The 17,976-nt window shown below is 53.2% G+C and carries 16 protein-coding genes; 6 read left to right on the top strand and 10 right to left on the bottom strand.

Annotated features, from left to right (window positions below):
* The first annotated feature begins 106 nt into the window (after positions 1–106).
* The 4 genes from LI114_RS02075 to LI114_RS02060 are packed head-to-tail and all read left to right on the top strand — an operon-like array spanning position 107 to position 3,432.
* A complete protein-coding gene (locus LI114_RS02075) occupies positions 107–400 on the top strand; it encodes an Asp23/Gls24 family envelope stress response protein (RefSeq protein ID WP_022126811.1) in 294 nt (97 codons plus the stop codon).
* A gap of 42 nt (positions 401–442) precedes the next feature.
* Positions 443–2,089 (top strand): DAK2 domain-containing protein, encoded by a 1,647-nt coding sequence (locus LI114_RS02070; protein WP_227218952.1) that lies wholly within the window; start codon positions 443–445, stop codon positions 2,087–2,089.
* Positions 2,086–2,832, top strand: coding sequence for an elongation factor P 5-aminopentanone reductase (ymfI, locus tag LI114_RS02065; RefSeq protein WP_227218950.1), 747 nt, complete (start codon positions 2,086–2,088; stop codon positions 2,830–2,832). Before LI114_RS02070 ends, ymfI begins: the two co-directional genes overlap by 4 nt.
* Positions 2,833–2,847: 15 nt before the next feature.
* Complete coding sequence (locus LI114_RS02060) at positions 2,848–3,432, top strand: helix-turn-helix domain-containing protein (protein WP_227218949.1); 585 nt, start codon at positions 2,848–2,850, stop codon at positions 3,430–3,432.
* A 45-nt stretch (positions 3,433–3,477) separates the two neighbouring features.
* On the opposite strand, the gene LI114_RS02055 is transcribed toward LI114_RS02060, so the two are convergent.
* Together LI114_RS02055 and LI114_RS02050 are read right to left on the bottom strand one after the other, a co-directional pair.
* On the bottom strand, positions 3,478–4,299 hold the full coding sequence (locus tag LI114_RS02055) for an RluA family pseudouridine synthase (RefSeq protein WP_227218947.1): 822 nt from the start codon (positions 4,297–4,299) through the stop codon (positions 3,478–3,480).
* A 3-nt stretch (positions 4,300–4,302) separates the two neighbouring features.
* Positions 4,303–5,298, bottom strand: coding sequence for a diacylglycerol/lipid kinase family protein (locus tag LI114_RS02050; protein WP_227218945.1), 996 nt, complete (start codon positions 5,296–5,298; stop codon positions 4,303–4,305).
* A gap of 194 nt (positions 5,299–5,492) precedes the next feature.
* On the opposite strand from LI114_RS02050, the gene LI114_RS02045 reads away from it, so the two are divergent.
* On the top strand, positions 5,493–5,639 hold the full coding sequence (locus LI114_RS02045) for a hypothetical protein (RefSeq protein WP_227218943.1): 147 nt from the start codon (positions 5,493–5,495) through the stop codon (positions 5,637–5,639).
* Between the two features lie 437 nt (positions 5,640–6,076).
* On the opposite strand, the gene LI114_RS02040 is transcribed toward LI114_RS02045, so the two are convergent.
* The 6 genes from LI114_RS02040 to LI114_RS02015 all read right to left on the bottom strand — a co-directional run bounded on the left by LI114_RS02040 (position 6,077) and on the right by LI114_RS02015 (position 14,122).
* A complete protein-coding gene (locus tag LI114_RS02040; RefSeq protein ID WP_227218941.1) occupies positions 6,077–6,460 on the bottom strand; it encodes a P-II family nitrogen regulator in 384 nt (127 codons plus the stop codon).
* A 50-nt stretch (positions 6,461–6,510) separates the two neighbouring features.
* A complete protein-coding gene (locus LI114_RS02035) occupies positions 6,511–7,749 on the bottom strand; it encodes an ammonium transporter (RefSeq protein WP_227218939.1) in 1,239 nt (412 codons plus the stop codon).
* A 377-nt stretch (positions 7,750–8,126) separates the two neighbouring features.
* Complete coding sequence (locus LI114_RS02030) at positions 8,127–8,366, bottom strand: acyl carrier protein (protein WP_227218937.1); 240 nt, start codon at positions 8,364–8,366, stop codon at positions 8,127–8,129.
* Between the two features lie 19 nt (positions 8,367–8,385).
* A complete protein-coding gene (locus LI114_RS02025; protein WP_227218935.1) occupies positions 8,386–10,164 on the bottom strand; it encodes an HAD-IIIC family phosphatase in 1,779 nt (592 codons plus the stop codon).
* A 58-nt stretch (positions 10,165–10,222) separates the two neighbouring features.
* Positions 10,223–12,766 (bottom strand): DHHW family protein, encoded by a 2,544-nt coding sequence (locus tag LI114_RS02020; protein WP_227218933.1) that lies wholly within the window; start codon positions 12,764–12,766, stop codon positions 10,223–10,225.
* 18 nt (positions 12,767–12,784) lie between these two features.
* Entirely contained in the window at positions 12,785–14,122 is a 1,338-nt protein-coding gene (locus LI114_RS02015; RefSeq protein WP_319638286.1) for an MBOAT family O-acyltransferase, read from the bottom strand.
* A gap of 437 nt (positions 14,123–14,559) precedes the next feature.
* Between LI114_RS02015 and LI114_RS02010 the strand changes: the two genes are divergently transcribed.
* Positions 14,560–15,828, top strand: a complete 1,269-nt coding sequence (locus LI114_RS02010; RefSeq protein WP_227218929.1) for an ROK family protein — start codon at positions 14,560–14,562, stop codon at positions 15,826–15,828.
* Between the two features lie 431 nt (positions 15,829–16,259).
* Here LI114_RS02010 and LI114_RS02005 read toward each other — a convergent pair whose 3' ends face one another.
* Both LI114_RS02005 and LI114_RS02000 read right to left on the bottom strand, forming a co-directional pair.
* Positions 16,260–17,090 (bottom strand): hypothetical protein, encoded by an 831-nt coding sequence (locus LI114_RS02005; protein ID WP_227218927.1) that lies wholly within the window; start codon positions 17,088–17,090, stop codon positions 16,260–16,262.
* 39 nt (positions 17,091–17,129) lie between these two features.
* Positions 17,130–17,858, bottom strand: a complete 729-nt coding sequence (locus tag LI114_RS02000) for a histidine phosphatase family protein (protein ID WP_227218924.1) — start codon at positions 17,856–17,858, stop codon at positions 17,130–17,132.
* Positions 17,859–17,976 lie beyond the last annotated feature (118 nt).

The raw sequence follows: 17,976 nt of genomic DNA, 5'->3' as shown, positions 1-17,976 counted from the left end.
TATAATATTATAGGCAACTGCGCTTCGGCAGCTTTTCGGCGGCAGATGTGCGCTATTGCCTGTATAATGCTGTTTTTTAAACACCGAAAGGAAGGCGAACCTTATCATGATAAAAATTTGCAGCTACTTGGGAAACATCAGTATTTCAAAGAGATACCTTGTAAAGCTTGCGGCATCGGCGGCTGAGGGCTGCTTCGGCATAGCTGGGCTGCACAGCGTTTCGGTATACCAGAACGCCGATGATTCGCTTGACGTAAAGCTTACCGTTACCGCGGCGGACGACGTGAACATACCCGCCGTAGCAGACGCAGTTTCGCACAAGGTGGGCTATGTGCTCACAAAGCAGGCGGGGGTAAAGGTACGCTCGGTAGAGATATTTACGCAGAACATTATTTCATAAAGGCTAAAAGGCACTTGTGAGATATTAAGGAGGACTATATAATTGAGATCCGCTATAAACGGCAACGTTTTCCGCTGCGCGGTGATAAGCGCGGCAAACGTTCTTACAAATAAGAAAAGCTCAGTAGACCAGCTAAACGTTTTCCCCGTACCCGACGGCGATACGGGCACAAATATGTCTATGACAATATCGAACGCGGCGGCGGCGCTTAAAGCCCTGCCCGAAACAGCTACCGTGGGCGAAGCTGCCGCAGAAACGGCTTCGGGTATGCTGCGCGGCGCTCGCGGAAATTCGGGCGTAATACTTTCGCTGATATTCCGCGGCTTTGCGAAAACGCTGAAAGACCGCGACGAACTTACCAGCGAACTGCTAGCCGAAAGCTTGGAAGCTGGCGTAAAGGGCGCTTACAAGTCGGTAATGAAGCCTACCGAGGGCACTATACTGACAGTAGCGCGCGAAGCTTCGGAAAAAGCGCGCGAGGCCACGCTTTCTACCAACGACCCTATCATGGTATGGAGCGAGATGTGCGCTCAGGCGGAAAAATCGCTGGACAACACGCCTAACCTGCTGCCGCAGCTTGCGAAAGCGGGAGTAGTTGACGCGGGCGGAATGGGTCTGCTGATAATATTCAAAGAAATGAAGCGTGTATTCGAGGGCGGCGAGATAGCTGCGCCCGCCGAGCCTGCCGACAAATCGGCGGCTATCACGATAGATTCTTTCAAAGACGCCGTAGGAATGTACGACAGCGAGATACACTACACCTACTGCACTGAAATGATAATCACCAAAAAGCACGGCTGCGGCTCTTCCGACGCGCTGCGCGCTTATCTGGAGACCATCGGCGACTGCGTAGTGGTAGTAGAGGACGACGAGATAATAAAGGTGCACGTTCACACAAACGACCCCGGACTTGCTATACAAAAGGGTCTGGAATTCGGCTGCATAAATCTGCCTAAGATAGAGAATATGAAATTGCAGCACGAGAACCGCAAGAGATCTGCGGCGGCAGACTTCACCCCCGCTAAGCCCGAAAAGAAATACGGCTTCGTAGCGGTGGCGGCGGGCAGCGGGATAGAGGCGATGTTCACCGACATCGGCGTAGACTGCATCGTGCGCGGCGGACAGACGATGAACCCCTCTACCGACGACATTCTGAAAGCTATAATGAGCTGCCCCGCCGAAACAGTATTCGTACTGCCGAACAACAAGAACATCATAATGGCGGCTGAGCAGGCTGTAAAGCTGGCGGACAGAAAAGTCTGCGTGCTCCAGACCCGCTCGATACCGCAGGGAATGAGCGCTATGATGGCTTTCGACCCTGACGCCGACCTCAGCACCAACCGTCTTGAGATGACCAACGCCCTTGAGCGCGTAGCCACGGGACAGGTGACATTTGCGGCGCGCGACAGCGATTTTGAGGGCCACACCATAAAGCAGGGCGAGATACTCTGCATGGAAAACGGCAAGCTGGCTTTCACCGAGCGCGACATAAACAAGGGCGCTTACAAGCTGACGAAGCGGCTGGTAAAGGGCGACACTTCGTTCATCACGGTGCTTTACGGCGCGGACGTTACCGACGAAGCGGCTGAGAACCTGCACGCCATGCTCTCGAAAAAATTCTCGGGTATGGATATAAACATGGCGCGCGGCGGTCAGCCCGTGTACTACTACATCATCTCGGCTGAATGATGAGCGACAGAATGACGGCGCTGGTAACGGGCGCTTCGGGCGCTATCGGGTACGCCATCGCGCGCGAGCTGGCGGCTATGGGTCACAAGGTCACGCTGGGGTATGCGAAAAACAAGGCGGCGGCGGAAGCGCACGCGGAGGAAATTGCCCGCGAGTACGGCGCTGAAACGCTTGCCCTGCACATCGACCTTACCGATACGGCGAGCCTTGACGCGGCGGCGGAGAGCCTGCGCGAGCAGTTCGGCGAACCGCAGATACTTATAAACAACGGCGGCGCGGAGTACATCGGGCTGTTTCAAGATATGACCGACGCCGAGCTTGACCGCATAATGGCTGCCGACCTTACCGGCGCGATGAAGCTTACAAAGCGGCTGCTGCCCGCCATGATACGCGGCGGCAGGGGGTACATCGTCAACATCTCCTCGATATGGGGGGAAGAGGGCGGCTCTTGCGAAACGGCGTACTCGGCGGCGAAAGCGGGCGTTATCGGCTTCACGAAAGCGCTGGCGAAAGAGGTCGCGCCGAGCGGCGTGCTGGTAAACTGCATATCGCCCGGCTTTATCGACACGCCCATGAACGCGTCGCTGACGGATGAGGACAAGCGCGAAGTGATAGAAAGCGTGCCCTGCTGCCGCGCAGGTACGGCGCAGGACGTTGCGAACGCGGCGGCTTTTCTCGTTTCGGGCAAGGGGGACTACATCTGCGGCGCTTCGATAAAGGTAGACGGCGGCGGATTTTGCTGACGGGGAACATTTACTATGAAACCTGAATTTGACATAAATACCGAGCGCACGCTGCTGGGCGCTGCCATTCGCGACGCTAGAAAGCGCAGCGGGCTGACTCAGGATCAGGCGGCGGGCGCACTTGACATAACGCAGTCGCAGCTCTCGATGCTGGAAAACGGCAGGCGGCGGCTCTCGGCAGACATGGCTTTGAAAATGTCGGCGGTGTACGGCGAAAACATCGCGGAAACGGGTCTGCCCAAGCTGAAAGAGGGCGGCGCGGCGGAAGCGCTGACGGCTCTGCTGGAGTTTGCGGGGCGTTCGGGCAGCGATAAACTGGTACAATCGGCAGAAAATTACATCAGTCTATGCTGTTACCTGCTTCTGAGGAACATCTACCTCGCCAATCCGCACAACAGCGAGCGGATCTTTTCGCTGGGCGGCGACGACCTCACACGGCTGGAACGTCTGCTTGCGGACGAGCCGCGGAAAATAGCTGCATATGCGCGCACCGCGAAGGACGTGAAGCGCGCCGCGCTAGAGCCTGACGAATACGCGACGGCGCAGTTTTTGCAGCTTATCAAGAGCTGCGAGAGCCGTTTCGGCGGGCTGGATAATTGAATTTAGACAAAAAAAGACCTGTACATTTAGCCGTGTACAGGTCTTTCATATTTCAAATCCCGAGTGGCAGGTGACTGTTTCACCGTCGGGCAATGTAAAGGCTATCTCTTTACAGCAGAGCGCCAAGCGCGGGTACTCTGCCGAAGCGCCGCTGCCGTAAAGGCTGTCCCCCGCCAGCGGGTGACCGATGTGCGCCATGTGTACCCTTATCTGGTGAGTCCTGCCTGTCAGCAATGTGAACTCTAGCAAGGTGAAGTCCCCCCGCCGCTCGATCACGCGCCAAAGCGTTTCGGCGGGCTTGCCATCGGCGCGGACGCAGCGAGTTATCACCGACTCCCTCTCGCGGGCGATGGGCGCGCGCACGCTGCCCTGCCCCTCTAAAACGCCCTCGCACACGCCTACGTAGCGCTTTTCATAGCTTCTCTGCATGACTTTCGCCGCGTGAGCGTCCTTTGCGCATATCACGCAGCCGCAAGTTTCGCGGTCTAAGCGGTTCACCGAGCGGAAGGTCAGCCCCTCGTACCGCGCGGCAAAGGCGTTCGCCAGCGAGTCGCCGCGGTGCTTCATCGACTCGTGCACGGGCATACCGGCGGGCTTATCAAACACGGCGCAGCGCTCGTTTTCGTAGAGCAAGCGCACTTTCAGCGCAGGGTTCGGCTCGGGCGCGGTGCTGTCGGCGCGGGTGAGGGTTATCCTATCCCCCGCGCGGCAAATATCCACCGTGCGAACAAATTCGCCGTTGCGCAAAATTCCGCCCTCGGTGCGCTTGAGCGAGGTCACCAGCCGCCGCGAGTAGCCCTCAGCACGCAGCAGGTCGCCCAGTTTGCAGCCGTCACGCTCGGCAGATACTGTAAATTCGTATAGCATCTGTTACTGCTCTATCCCGCGCTGATCTTCAAAGATCACCTCGCGCCACGCGGGGCTTTCCATTTCCTGCTTCGCCATGTTGTCGATCTGCATCTGCTGGTCGGTCTTGTCGTCCGCCTTTATCACCAGCTTGATGGCACGGCAGCAGTTTTCGATGACGGCGAGCTTGTGGCTGCCGCCCGATTCGCCGTCCAGTGTCCACGGCAGCGGCTCGGCGCTCTTGAAAGTGACCTTCGAGGTCTTGAACGTGAGGAAATTCTTGGTGTCGAGCCTGTTTATTATCGCGTCGTTGAGCGTTTGCTGGAGCATAATGGCGTTTGTGGGCTTGCGCACCAGCGTCACCTCAAACAAACCGTCGTCGAAATAAACGCTGTCGCTGATGAGAAACTTCATGCCGCCGATCGAAGTCGAGTTTGAAACTATGCCGATGAGGAAGTTGCCCGTTTCCTCGATGCCGTCGTGCTCGACGGTCAGCTCGATGCCCTTGTACGTCCGCAGACGCTTCAGGCCCTCTGCGATGTAGGCGGCGTGGCCGAAAATATTCTTGCGCTCCTGCGGAGTTTCGTAGGAAACATCGGTAAACATTCCAAACGCCGCCACATACACAAAATAATCCTCGTTGAATTTGCCGACATCGTATTCAAAAAACACGCCGTCCATAATATCCTGCGCGGCGTCGGTCATCTTTTTCGGAATACTCATCGAGGAGGCAAAATCGTTGGTCGAGCCGGAGGGAATGTAGCCCAGCGGTATCTTCACGGGCAGCGACATCAGCGCCTTTACCGCCTCATTCAGCGTGCCGTCGCCGCCGCTGACCACCACCATATCGTAATCCTGCGCCGAGGTCTGTATTTTTTTGTATCCGTCCATCAGCGCCTGAGTCGGGTACGCCGTTACCTCGTAGCCGCCCTGAGTGAATGTGTTAATTATGTCAAATAAATTGTTGCGTATCAGTCCCTTTCCCGAACGGGGATTATAAACAAATAGCATTTTTTTCATATCTTTACAATTTCCGTCCTTTCTGCCGCCGCAGCTTTGTTTTGTTCATATTAGATATTATAACACATCCGCAAAAAAAGTCAACCGTTTTGCGAACTATTTCAAGACACTCGGGCGCATTTGCCAAAAAAATCGGCGCGAATATTTTCGTCCAAAGCCGTGCACAATATGCAGAAAAAGGGAGGTGTATTCAAATGGACGATAAAGAACGCGCGGCGCGCAATTTCAACTTTTTCTCCAGCCTGCCGCCCGCGCTGCAAAACCAGCTCGAGGTACAGCGCAGGCTTACTGCCGAGAACAAAGCCCCTGCTCCCCCGCCGATAAACGAGCTTTTCCGCTGAAATTTTCGTAAAAAAGCCGCATTTCCGAAAACGTTTTCGCTTGCCTTTTGTTCAATTTTGTAACTATTGCATAAAATGCAGGTCGTGAATTGTCTAAATGGTAAATTTTCAGAATTATTTTATCCATATTCATTGACAATTTATTTCTAAAGTATTATATTAAATATTGTAGTAAACTTTGGTCTGCAAGCGATACTGGTTTTTGCGGCACGGCGAATTTTGCCGGCGGCGCAAAGGGGTGCGGCTTCGCCTAAGTTTTCGCGTGAAATTATGAGGGAACATTCTAAGGGGATCCTTTAGCAGCCGAGAATATCGGCTGTTTTTTTTTTGCGCAATTTTCCGACGGAAAAGCGGCAGCCCTTTCGAGCTGCCGCTTTACCTGATGTAACTATTTGTATGGAGATCATAACTCGTAAGCTTGATTTATCCGAGGGGCTTTAGCGCTCCTCTTTCGGCGACTGCACCGCGTCGTAGCCGGTCTCGCCCGTGCGTATCTTCACCGCCTGACGGATCTCGTAGCTGAAGATCTTGCCATCGCCGGGGTTGCCGGTGTAAGCCGCCTTTTTGATGACCTCGATGGTCTTGCGCTCCCACTCCTCCGAGCTGACTACTATCTCAAACTTGATCTTCGGCAGCACTTGAACGTCTACCTTCTGACCGCGCACATATTCGGAAAGTCCGCGCTGAACGCCGCAACCCACCACCTGATAGACCGTTATTCCGTTTACGTCGATGTCCGAAAGCGCGTTTTTAACGTCGAGGAAAGCCTCCTCGCGCACTATCGCCTCTATTTTAATAAGTTTAACTTCTTCATTTGCCATATTTATGCACCCCAATCTCACTTATATCATGCCGTTATGCCGTCATGCCGTTATTCCAGACCGTTGAAGGAAGGATAAGCCACTTCGCCGTGCTGAGTAATATCCAGACCAAGCATCTCGTCCTTAGCGTCTACGCGTATCTTGCCGGTCAGCGCGTTGGTGATGCCGTAGCAGATCAACGTGCCGACTACTGCAACTACTACCGTTATGCCGATACCCGCTGCCTGTGCGCCAAACTGCGCCCAGTCGCCGTAGATAGCGCCGTCATATCCGCCGACAGAAGCCTTAGCGAATATGCCCGTCAGCAGACCGCCCCATATGCCGCCCGTACCGTGGCAGCTGAAAGCGTCGAGCGCGTCATCGAAGCCGAACTTCTTCTTGCCGAAGGAGATCATCATGAAGCAAACGGGGCTGGTGGTTAGACCTATAACGACTGCCGCCCATATCGGCACGAAGCCCGCGCCGGGGGTGATGCCTACAAGTCCCGCAACCATGCCTGTGCAAGCGCCTATGAGGGTAGGCTTGCCGTTTTTGATAACGTCGCAGAACATCCAAGAGAGCAGCGCGGCGGCGGCGGAAGCGGCGGTGGTCATGAAAGCGTGTGCCGCAAGACCGTCAGCAGCGAGCGCCGAGCCGGCGTTGAAACCGAACCAGCCGAACATCAGCAGCGATGCGCCGATCATTACCGTCGGGATATTGTGTATCCTGTAAGCTGCGTGGTCGTAGTCGCGGCGTTTGCCGAGCAGTATGCAGAGCACCAGCGCCGAAACGCCCGAGCTGATATGTACAACGTCACCGCCCGCGAAGTCCAGCGCGCCGATACCGTCAAGACCTAGCACGCCGTTCTGCGCCCAGACCATGTGCGCCAGCGGGTAGTAGACCACGATGCTCCAAAGAACGATGAATGTAAACAGCGACTTGAACTTCATTCTGCCCGCTACCGCGCCCGTGATAAGCGCGGGGGTGATGACCGCGAACATCATCTGAAATGCGCAGAACACCATATTTGGTATAGCCGCGCCTTCGGTGTAACCCTTATCCAGTGATACGCCTTCGAGTCCCAGCCAGCTGAAATTGCCGATGATTCCGTTATCTGTCGGCGCGAATGAGAGAGAGTAGCCGAAAAGCACCCACATAACTATTCCCGTGCCGATGATAAAAATGGAAGTCATCATCGTATTTACCGTATTTTTCTTGCGCACAAGTCCGCCGTAAAAGCAGGCAAGACCGGGCGTCATAAAGAAAACGAACGCCGCGCAAATGAGCACAAAGCCTATATCTGCATTCATTAGTATTTCCTCCCAAACTGCTTATAAATCATAGAAAGCTAGAAAGCTGCAAAATTCGCAAAATAAAAAGAGCCCACCAGTATTTGCCTGCCGCAGCTGTGATCCTTATCCGCTGCAAATGCGGTTGCAGCGAAAAGCGGTACGCAAAAGGTGAACTCCTTTGTTCCTAAAATTATGCAAGGTCATTTTCGACCATTGATTTTTCCGAATCTGAATTTGTTGTTTACGTAAACTAATTTATCAGTGTACATATATTATACAAAATCGTTCGGCGGTTGTCAATAGGTTTCGCGCCAAAATTTTTATTTTTGGCTGTTTTAACAAATTCGCGGGGTGTTTTTTCAGCATTTTTGGCTGTCAAAGCGCATTTTTTTGCATTATTTAGCGCGTGAAGCTATAATTTTTACCATCTCGCCCACGTTTTTCATGCCGCTGACCTCGCCCATTTTGAAGCGTATGCCAAATTCGTCCTCTACTGCGCCGATGAGGTTGATGTGCTCGATGGAGTCCCAATCCTCGATGTCGTCGGCGGTGGTGGCGGCAGTAAGGTTGATGTCCTCGTCAAAAACATCGCTGAAAACCTCTTCGAGTCTGCTGTAAATTTCCTTTTCGCTCATAATTTTCTTCCTTTCTATGTCAGTTGACCTCTATATATTTGTTTTTATTAACATAATTATCCAGTTTTAATTCCCACACGGTAACGCCGTTCTCATCGGCGCTGACTGGCGAAAAGCCGAGCGTTTCGGGGTAAAGATCCTTCACCATCTTGTTCTTCGCCGAGGGTATGTACCTGCCGATGAGCCGCGAAATGCCTGCGTTTGCGGCGTTTTTCACCAGTTCGTCGAGCATAGCAAGCTCCATGTCGCGCTTCAGCACGCGGCAGCTCATCAGCCAAAGCGCGATGTTGAGGTCGCTGCCCTGCTTCTCGCCGACGATGACGGAAACTACGCCGTTGTCGCCGAATTTATCCGCCAGCTTTCCGTAAAGCGTCACGCACTCGGGCGACTGAGCTAGCTGCTCCATCTCGCTCTGCGTGTAGCGGCGGGTGGTGAGGTTGAATTGGTTGCTTTTATTTGTAAGCTGAGTTATACGCTGGATATACATTGGCTTGAAAGGCGCTATCTCGGCGTGCATTTGCAGGCTCGCGAGGTATTCGCCGTAGTCCTCCGTCTGCGCTTGCAGCTGCGCGCGCTGAGCGTTTTGGCGGTACATCTCGCTGCGTTTCAGGTCGTCCGCCGAGATGCTTACCGGCTCGAAATAGCCCGCCCCGCTTATCTCGCCAATGTAGCGGTACACCTCGTCCAGCTCGGGAACGGCGGCTTCGGGCACTCCGCGGCGCACCTTTTCGCGCTCGGCGGGGTTGTCGTCGGCAAATACTATCGCCGAGGGCAGCAGGCCTATCCCCTGCACTGTTTCAAGCAGATTGCGGTCTTTCGGCTCCCAGTTCGCCTTTATCACGGCAAAATCGGCGGGCTTCAGCGCGCCCTCGGGGTGCTCCAGCCCCGCAATGGCGTTCTCCTCCTCGTTTTTCGAGCAGACGGTGAGCACCACGCCGAGCTTTTTTAGGTCGCCGACGTACTGCTGTAATTCGTAATACGCCTGCGCCGTGCCCGTTTCCTGCCCGATGGCTATGCCCTCTACTCCGTCGTCGCCGACTACGCCGCCCCAAAGCGTGTTGTCGAGGTCTAGCGCGAGCATCTTGCGGTTTTTGCCGTAAATGCTCTTGACGATGAGCGCGAGCTTGTAGCCGATGTTTGGAACAGCCAGCCGTGCACACATATATTTGTACATAAACCAATAACTGCGGTCGTGCCACTCGTTCAGACCATACTCCGCGGCGGTGCGGGCGAGGTCTAGCAGGTAAAATCCCTCGTGCGACTGCGCATACTCCGCCAGTTTGAGATTCATGCGGTTTACAAAGTATCCCAGTCCGCGGTAGTCCCAGCTATCCATACTGCCCATCAGCGCGTATGGCGGCTGCTCGAAATTGTTCTGTATTATCGGGCAATGGAAGCGCTCCAGCTTCTGCCAAAGCGTTTCAAAGCGCGAATACTGCGCCGCGAATATCTCCTCCGCTTGCTCTTTCGTGAGCGCGGGGTCGCTGCGAAACTGTAAATTCACGGTAGATGTGCATATATATATGAGGTCGGGCTTGAAAGCTTCAAGCTCCTCGTTGCCGAAAACGCCGTCCTCCCAGAACATAGCGTATTCCGACTGGTAAAACTCCGCCTCTATACCAAAATTCAGCAGAAAAAGTTCCGCCGCGGAAACTACGTCATCGGTGGTAGAGCCGCCCAGCACGGCGATTTTCCTGCGTATGCGGCTGCTGCCGTCGGCGAGCAGAGTACGTTTAAAGGCGCGGCGCTTTTTGAGTATAAGGCTCGCGTCAAATGGGTATTCCAATTCTTTCAGCATAGCTGTTATCTCCCGTCTATTCGGCTGTCAGTGGGACAGATGGGCAACTTGTCAGATGTCACCACTGCTGACCGCCGTAATCATTGCCGTTGTTCGTATCGCCGTTGCCTGTGCCGTCGTCACCGTCAGAGCCGCCCTGCGTGTCGTCGCCGGGGATATACTCTTCGGGCAGACCGTTGGCATTGCCGTTAGCGTCCGCGTCGGTATCGGCGCTCGCGGTGCTGTCGGTCTGTATGCGGTCGTTGCCGATGGCGTTTATGTGCGACTCAGTATGCGCCGCCGCGATCGATACCGCGAAAAGCACGTCGGTAGCGCCCACGTTTTCGATGAAATCGATCGCGTTGAGGTCGAAATATCTGAAATCGCAAACGTATATCTTAGAGAAGCTGTGGGTGAGGAAAGGCACGAGCGCGTTGCCGAAGCTGTCTTTGAAAATGACCAGCGTTCTGCCGTTGGTGCAGTCGGTATCCAGCTCGGCTATCACGTCATCTCTGCCCAGTATCGCCGAATAGCAGTTTACGCCCGAAGCGTAGTCGAAGAAGAGCGAAGCGCCCGTCTGCGCGTTTTGGAAAGCGGTGTCGTAATAGGTTACCGTGTAGTTATTGTCGGGCTTGTAGTAGATAAAGGTATCGGGGTTGTTCGCCAGCTCTTCATCATAATCGCTGTAAGCGTACATCGTGCCGACGAAATCCTCTATCTTGCACTCCTCGTAGGTCTTGAGGTCGGGGAAATCTACCTTCGACTTTTCGGCGAAGACCTTAGCGGCGTAGTAAGCGCCCAGCGGTGCCCAGTGATGGTCGGTGCGGGAGTAGATGTACTCGCTCTTGTGCTCGTCGAGGGTACTGTACACGTCTACGTTGACTATGCCGTTCAGATTATTGCCGATGTTCTTTATGCAGTCGTGCTGAGAGGTGAACTGGTCAGCGAGGTTCGAGGGCATATAGTAAGCCGCCGAGGTGGGCATATTCATAGTGTACATATTTATCTGATCGGTAAGGTCATCGCGGTACTTGTTTATCGTTTCGGCATACTTCTTGCCCATATCGAAAGTGCCGTAAAATGCGCTCATAGCGCGCACGTTCTTGCCTTTGCCCGATACTACTACGTTGCCCATCCACTCGCCGTCGTCGAGGTTTTCGGGCACGTCAGCCAGCTTTTCGCTGGTCTTTTTCTTCTTCTTTTTCTTAGCCGTAGTCTGCGTGTTGGAGAAGTCGGTGTTTATCGTTACCTCCTCCGTTTTCTTGGTCTGCGCCTCGTCAAGCTCTTCCTTTACAGCGGGCGCGAGGTCGCCCTTTATCTTTACATCGTGCAGTGTAATGCCAAAAAGCTTTGAAAAATTGGAAGATACAGGCTTTAGCTCCTCTCTTCCCGGCACGGTATCGGTGTACCATTTGGAAATATCAGTGAAATAGCTGCCGTCAAGCAGCGCCTGCACCGTCAGCTTCGGCTTTTCGGCGAGGTTGCGGTTTTCCGACTGGATAAAGCCGCTCTCGCGCTGGCATACCAGCAGAAAAAATCCCAGCCCGAAGAATATCGCAAAGCAGACAATTACGTTCACGATCGCAAACTGCTTGTGCGCTATCTCCTGTTTGGTCATGGTCACGGGCGCGGTCTGCGCGGGAGCTTTGCGCTTTATGCCAGATTTTGATGATCTTTCAGATTTAGCCGATCTGCCGCTGATGCCCGCGTCCATAGGCAGGGTGGCGGCGGCCATTGCAGGCACGGCTTTTTCAGCCGCTTTTTTCGGTGCAGATCCGGCTGACTGCGCAGATTTTGCCGACTGCGCAGATTTTGCCGACTGCGCAGACTTAGCCATCTTAGCGGCTTTGAGCTGCGCGGCAAGCTCTGACGAAGCGGCGGGCACGTTCTCCGCGGCGGCGGGCTTTTCAGCCTTGCCCGACTTCGCACTGTCTGCGCTCTTGTCAGCGTTTACAGCCTTTTCCGACTTATCTGACTTCACGGGCGCGGGCTTCTGCTTCGGCTTCTCGGCAAGCTCTTTCGGAATGGTTATCTTTATCTCCTTGCGCAGGTCGGTCTTGATATTCATGGCTACTCTGCCGCCATCTGCAAGGTTGGGGTTCTTCCATATCTCTTCCAGATTTGGGATAAGCGGCTGCTCAGGCTCTTTTTCGGGAGCTTTCGCAGGCTGCTTTTCGGGCTTTTTAGCCTGCTTTGGCGGCGCTGACTTAGCAGGATCTGCACCGTTCGCGGGCTTCTTAACGTTGGCGTTGGCAGGCGCGGGCTTTTTCTGACCCGACCGACCTGTCTGACCTGCTTGACCCGCAGGGCGCTTCTTGCCCGCAGGCTTCTGACCCGCAGGACGTTTCTTCGGCGGCTGTTTATGCTGAACAGGCTTGTCCGCGCCGGCAGAGGCAGCAGGCTGAGCCGTCTGAGCAGGTTCAGTAGACTCGGCGGGCTTAGCCGGCTTAGTTTCAGACTTTGCGGGAGCTGGCTCTTTCGGCTTATTACGGCTGTTGAGCTGAGCAAGCATCTGCTCGAAATCATCGTCCGCGCGGTAATCGCGTATCTTTATATCAACGTTTTTTACCGAGTCGATTATATCTTCTTCTGTCATATCATGGATATTTTTGTTATCGCTCATAGCGGCGCTCTCCTCTCTTTAAAATCTGAAATACAAAAACGGGTTGTTGGTAGAATTAAGCAGCAGCACAGCGCAGAACAGCAGCAGAGCAGCGTTGAGCACGATACCCGCCACCGATACCGCCGCGGAAGCGCCCGCACTGCGCTCGGCACGCCTCTTTATCGCGGGGATAACGGGCATGGTGAACAGCACCGCGAACGCGAACAGGAATATGTACTGCATGAAAAGCGCGTTGGTGATGGCGTTGGTAAAGCCGCTGCCGAAGCCCGCGAGCGCCTTGAAAAAGTTGCCGAGGGCGGGCAGGCTCTCGAAATAGAATATGCCGAATCCTGCGATAATGACGATCTTGGTGTAGATATGCGCGGCGACTTTTGGCATTTTCTTCATGCGTTTCTTGCCGATGAGCGTTTCGATGAAGATGAAAAGTCCGTAGTAAAGTCCCCAGAGAATGAAGTTCCAGCTTGCGCCGTGCCAAAGACCCGTGCAGAACCAAACGAGGAAAAGTCCGCCGTACTTGCGGCGTCTGCCAAATATCGGCACATAGAGCAGGTAGTCGCGGAAAAAGCTTCCGAGAGAGATGTGCCATCTCTGCCAAAACTCGGCTATGCTCTTGCAGATGAAGGGGTAGTTGAAGTTTTCGTCGAAATGGAAGCCGAAAATGCGTCCCAAGCCGATGGCGATGTCGGAGTAGCCCGAGAAATCGAAGTAGTACCAAAGGGCAACAAGCGCCGCGCCGTACCATGCGCCCAGCGCGGTGAGATTTGATGCGGCAGCGTAGCCGTCGGAGGACTGACCGAGGCACGCCGTAACGGCGGAGTTGAGATTATTGGCGATGATGACTTTTTTGGATATGCCGATGATAACGCGGCTGAAACCTGCCGAGAGATCCTCCAGCGTGGTGCGGCGGTCGTCGATCTCCTGCGCGATGAGCGAGTAGCGGACTATCGGGCCGGCGACAAGCTGCGGGAACATCGAGATGTAAAGCAGGTATTTTCTGAAACTGCGCTGTGCGGGCGTTTTATCCCACCAGCAGTCGAGTGTGTATGAGATATTCTGGAACGTAAAGAAAGATATTCCGATGGGCATATGCAGCTGCGGCACGGGTATGTTCACACCGGGGATAAGGTTCAGATTATCGGCGATGAAGCCGCTGTACTTGAAAGCGCCGAGCAGCCCGATGTTTATTACGAGCGCGAGCGCCAGCCAAGCCTTGCCCTGCTTAGTATCGCGGTGCTTTTCCAGCAGCCTGCCCGCGGCGTAGTTTATCAGCGAAGAGCCGATGAGCAGCAGCAGATAAAGCTGCTCGCCCCACGCGTAAAACAGCAGCGAGAAAATTATCAGAACATTGTTTTTCATCTGCACCTTCGGCATTATGAAATAAAATGCCAAACATAGTGGCAGGAACAAAAACAGGAACAATTCGTCTGCAAAAACCATAACTATCTCCTCATACTTTCCTTTTTATGTATCACAAAAACCATGCAAATACGGCAAATATCAAACGTTTTCGGAACGCTTCGAGCCATTTTGACCAAAAAACATTCATATATAAGTATATCATTTTTAATAAAATATGTCAAGGGTAAAGGGATTTTTTTCGGACAGAAAATTGCCGTGAAAACAGCGTAAATGTAAATCTAAATAAAATCTAAACAAAATGCTAAAAGTTATAAGTTAGTCAATTATTAACAACGACTTCATTTTTGTTTGGTATCATAGAAAATGAACAACTTTACGGATACATTGTGCCTACATGAATATAGGCATTTCAAATCACCTACGGAGGAAATCAAGTGGAACAGCACGGAATCAGCAAGCTGGATCTCAAGCGCCGCAACAGAATGCAGGTGCTTAAAATATTAAAACAGAGGGGTCCGACCTCTAGGATCGACATAGCGGCGGCACTGGAGCTTACGCGCGCGGCGGTAACGATAATCACTAACGAAATGATAGATCAGGGCATAATCGCAGAGATAGGCGAGTACAAGCACATCAGCGAAAAAGCTCCCCGCGGCAGAAAGAAAATACTTATCGACATAAACAACCATTACAAATTCGCACTGGGAATGACAGTAGAGGAAAATCTGGTAAGCGTAGGCTTATCCACCCTCTCTGGCGACGTGCTCGATAAGCGCAACCTAAAAATAAGCGAACTTACAGATAAAAAGACAATATACTCATTTTTTGTAAAGTCGATGAATGAGGTGCTTAGCGATAACTGCCTAGACCAAAGCTCGCTGCTGGGCATAGGCTTCGCCATCTACCCCTCGATGTACCAGCGGATAGACATAGCGACTACGGGCGGAAAGCCCGATTTCAGCCGCCTGCAGCGCTTTATGAGCAGCTACACCAGCCTGCCGATGGTATTCGACAACTCGGTAAAAGGCACGGCTATGGCGAACATCGACTTCCGCAAAAACAGCGGCCCGAACCGCAGGAACATAGCGTTTTTGCAGTACGGAAAAAGCCTGAATTTCGTTTTCACCAACTTAAACGAGCCGATAGTCGCTTACGATAACCGTACAGACTTTGTAAATAAAATGATAATCGACCCGCGCTCGGAAAAAGTTTGCGAATGCGGCAGACGCGGCTGCGTGGAGAACGAGATCGCGCCCGCGGCGGTGCTGAAAAAGATAAAGCGGAATTTCTCGAAAGAGCAGACGCCGTTTCTCTGGCAGGCGGCGAAAGGCGAGCCAAGCGCGATAACGCGCGAGCTGATCGGCGCGGCTTACGGCAAGCGCGACGCAGGCGTTACCGAGGTCATCGACAACGTGTTCATGCTGACGGCGGTGCTGATAAACAACCTGTATTTTTCAACGAACCCGCAGAAGATAGTGCTGCATAAGTTCGGATTCAGCGCGCCGGGCACGCCGCTGGACTTTGAAAGACTGAAAAAGACGATCGCAGAGATAGGCGGCGAGACGGTAGCAGACAGCGTAACGCTTTCCTGCATCGAGGATAAGCACCATTTCCTGAGCGGCTGTGCGCTGGCGATACGCGAGCTGTTTTATAATTGCGGCGGATATTCGGCTGATGCTGAGGAAAATTCGCATCATGAATAAAGAATAAAATCAAGGGAAGTTGTCTAACGGACGGCTTCCCTTTTTGTTTTAAAGAGCGTTTCCACACGAAGTAAAAGTCGCGGCAGAAACGCCGAGCAAGAACAACCGTAAAGCGTGAAGATAAAAAAAGCGCGTGCTCAAGCGGCGCGCCAGCCGCTTGCGGGGTCGAGGGGCAGAGCCCATCGTCGCGCTCCGCAGAGCGCGAAACTCCCCATACCGAAGTGCGCTCCGCATAGGGTGAATTGAAAATCAGTCCGGTGGACTGATTTTCAAGAGGGGCATGCCCTGCAAGAGAGGGCTGCCCCTAGTAAGTCGCCCGCAGACAAAACCCTTCAAGGGCGCACGCCCTTGAACGAACAAAAGCAATAGCCCAAACAAAAAGCGCATAGCCACCGAACAGATAGCCATGCGCCCATAAAAAAGCATAAAGTTTAGTAAAGATTTTTCTGCCACCGCCGAGCCATAGCAGGCAGCTTGTCCTGCCAGTAGTCGCCCATGATCTCCCGCGCAAGTATAACGTGCGCCGCTGAGTAGTACGGGTAAATGAATATCAAAGGATATATCAGCACCGCCAGCGGCAGCCACGGCAGCCATGATATGTAAAAAGAGACGAGCCTCATGTGCTTCGACTCCATCAGCTTTACCGAAAGGTCGCACGCGTCGAAAAAATTCGCGCGCGGATTGAGCTGGCTGATAAACGGCACCAGCGAAAGCGACATGAAATAATGTATGCATACCCCCAGCCATACTATCGAAAAACCTATCGAAAGCATGAAGCAGACCATGCCGAATAAGCTGATGCTGCTCACGACCTCTTTGCTGCTGAAATGCAGCACGCCGTATATGCCTATCAACATCGGCGAAAGTACCAATATCTTGTAAAAAAGCAGCTGTATCGAAAGCTTAACGCCCGGCAGCATTATCCGCTTCGGATGCATCGCAATGTAGCGCTCTACCACGCCGCCGTCCTCGCCAGTGTTTATGAACCGCCGCCGCTGTATATACACCAAAACGCTGTTTAAAAACAAATACCCCAGCATTCGCCCGCACATCGTAAATATCCGCACGCGCGACTCGCGGTAGTAGCTTAGCTGTAGCGGACGGTAGTCGATGTCCGAAAGCTCTGACGTTATGTATATCAGCGCCTCTATCAGCAGCATAAAGGTTATCAGCGCGAACTGGTTCAGCACCGCCATAGATATTCCTTCAAAGTTTTGCCGCAGCTGCGAAGCCGCCGCCCTCTTTATCTGCTTACTGGTCAATTTCTCCGCCCTCCCCTTTTTTAGCGGTAATTTTTGTCCTTATCCTTGCTCGTGCTCGTGATGACAGCCGCAATCGCAGTCATGCTCATCTTCATCAGCATGATCGTGTTCACCATCATCACTATCGTCAGCATAGTCGTCCTCAAAAGGCTCTTCGCTGTGCGGAAAAGTGTCGATTATCTCAAAAGCGCCCGAGCGCTGCCACATCGAGGCGGACACCATTACTTCAAAGCCCTCGCCGAAGCCGCAGGCGTACTCTATCGCGCGGCGCTTTGGCAGCCCGAAGCAGGCGAGCATATTCATGATTATGCCGCTGTGGGTGATAACGGCGCAGTTCGTCAAGCCCTCTTCCATCATATCGCCGATGATTACGCTGAGCGCGTCATAGCATCTGCCGACCACCTCGCGCACCGATTCGCCGCCGGGAGGGGGATTATCCAGCCCGCCCTCTAAAAATTTTTTATAATCCTCGCGGTCTTTCAGCTCGTCGGGGGTCTTGCCCTCAAATTCGCCGAAGTCCATCTCGCGCAGCTGCGGCATTTCCACCATATAGCAGTTCGGCGCTAAGATATACGCTGTTTGCAGGCAGCGTTTCAGCGGCGAGATATAAATTTTCTGAAACGAGGGATAGTCGGCTTTTTCAGCTATATCGTAAAGCTGTTCCGCGCCCTCTTTTGCGAGCGGCAGGTCGGTAGTGCCGATATATTTTCCGTCAACGTTGCCCTGAGTAAAGCCGTGACGTATAAAAGTTATTCTGTATCCTTTCAAACAAATGCACCTCTATCTTAGAAAAGTCCTTTGGATAATTATATCACAGCACGACTGTTTTGTCAAATAGGAGCGGCGTTTATAGGGCAATTTGCCGATTGATTTTCGTGTGCCTTTA

It is taken from the genome of Ruminococcus sp. 210702-SL.1.03 (assembly GCF_020559915.1).
In the GTDB taxonomy this organism is placed as follows: domain Bacteria; phylum Bacillota; class Clostridia; order Oscillospirales; family Ruminococcaceae; genus YE71.
This window is presented reverse-complemented; position numbering and strand designations above follow the sequence as displayed.

Coding starts and splice junctions, on each gene's coding strand:
- LI114_RS02075 (WP_022126811.1), top strand. CDS start 107: ATGATAAAAATTTGCAGCTACTTGGGAAACATCAGTATTTCAAAGAGA.
- ymfI (WP_227218950.1), top strand. CDS start 2,086: ATGATGAGCGACAGAATGACGGCGCTGGTAACGGGCGCTTCGGGCGCT.
- LI114_RS02060 (WP_227218949.1), top strand. CDS start 2,848: ATGAAACCTGAATTTGACATAAATACCGAGCGCACGCTGCTGGGCGCT.
- LI114_RS02055 (WP_227218947.1), bottom strand. CDS start 4,299: ATGCTATACGAATTTACAGTATCTGCCGAGCGTGACGGCTGCAAACTG.
- LI114_RS02050 (WP_227218945.1), bottom strand. CDS start 5,298: ATGAAAAAAATGCTATTTGTTTATAATCCCCGTTCGGGAAAGGGACTG.
- LI114_RS02045 (WP_227218943.1), top strand. CDS start 5,493: ATGGACGATAAAGAACGCGCGGCGCGCAATTTCAACTTTTTCTCCAGC.
- LI114_RS02040 (WP_227218941.1), bottom strand. CDS start 6,460: ATGGCAAATGAAGAAGTTAAACTTATTAAAATAGAGGCGATAGTGCGC.
- LI114_RS02035 (WP_227218939.1), bottom strand. CDS start 7,749: ATGAATGCAGATATAGGCTTTGTGCTCATTTGCGCGGCGTTCGTTTTC.
- LI114_RS02030 (WP_227218937.1), bottom strand. CDS start 8,366: ATGAGCGAAAAGGAAATTTACAGCAGACTCGAAGAGGTTTTCAGCGAT.
- LI114_RS02025 (WP_227218935.1), bottom strand. CDS start 10,164: ATGCTGAAAGAATTGGAATACCCATTTGACGCGAGCCTTATACTCAAA.
- LI114_RS02020 (WP_227218933.1), bottom strand. CDS start 12,766: ATGAGCGATAACAAAAATATCCATGATATGACAGAAGAAGATATAATC.
- LI114_RS02015 (WP_319638286.1), bottom strand. CDS start 14,122: ATGAAAAACAATGTTCTGATAATTTTCTCGCTGCTGTTTTACGCGTGG.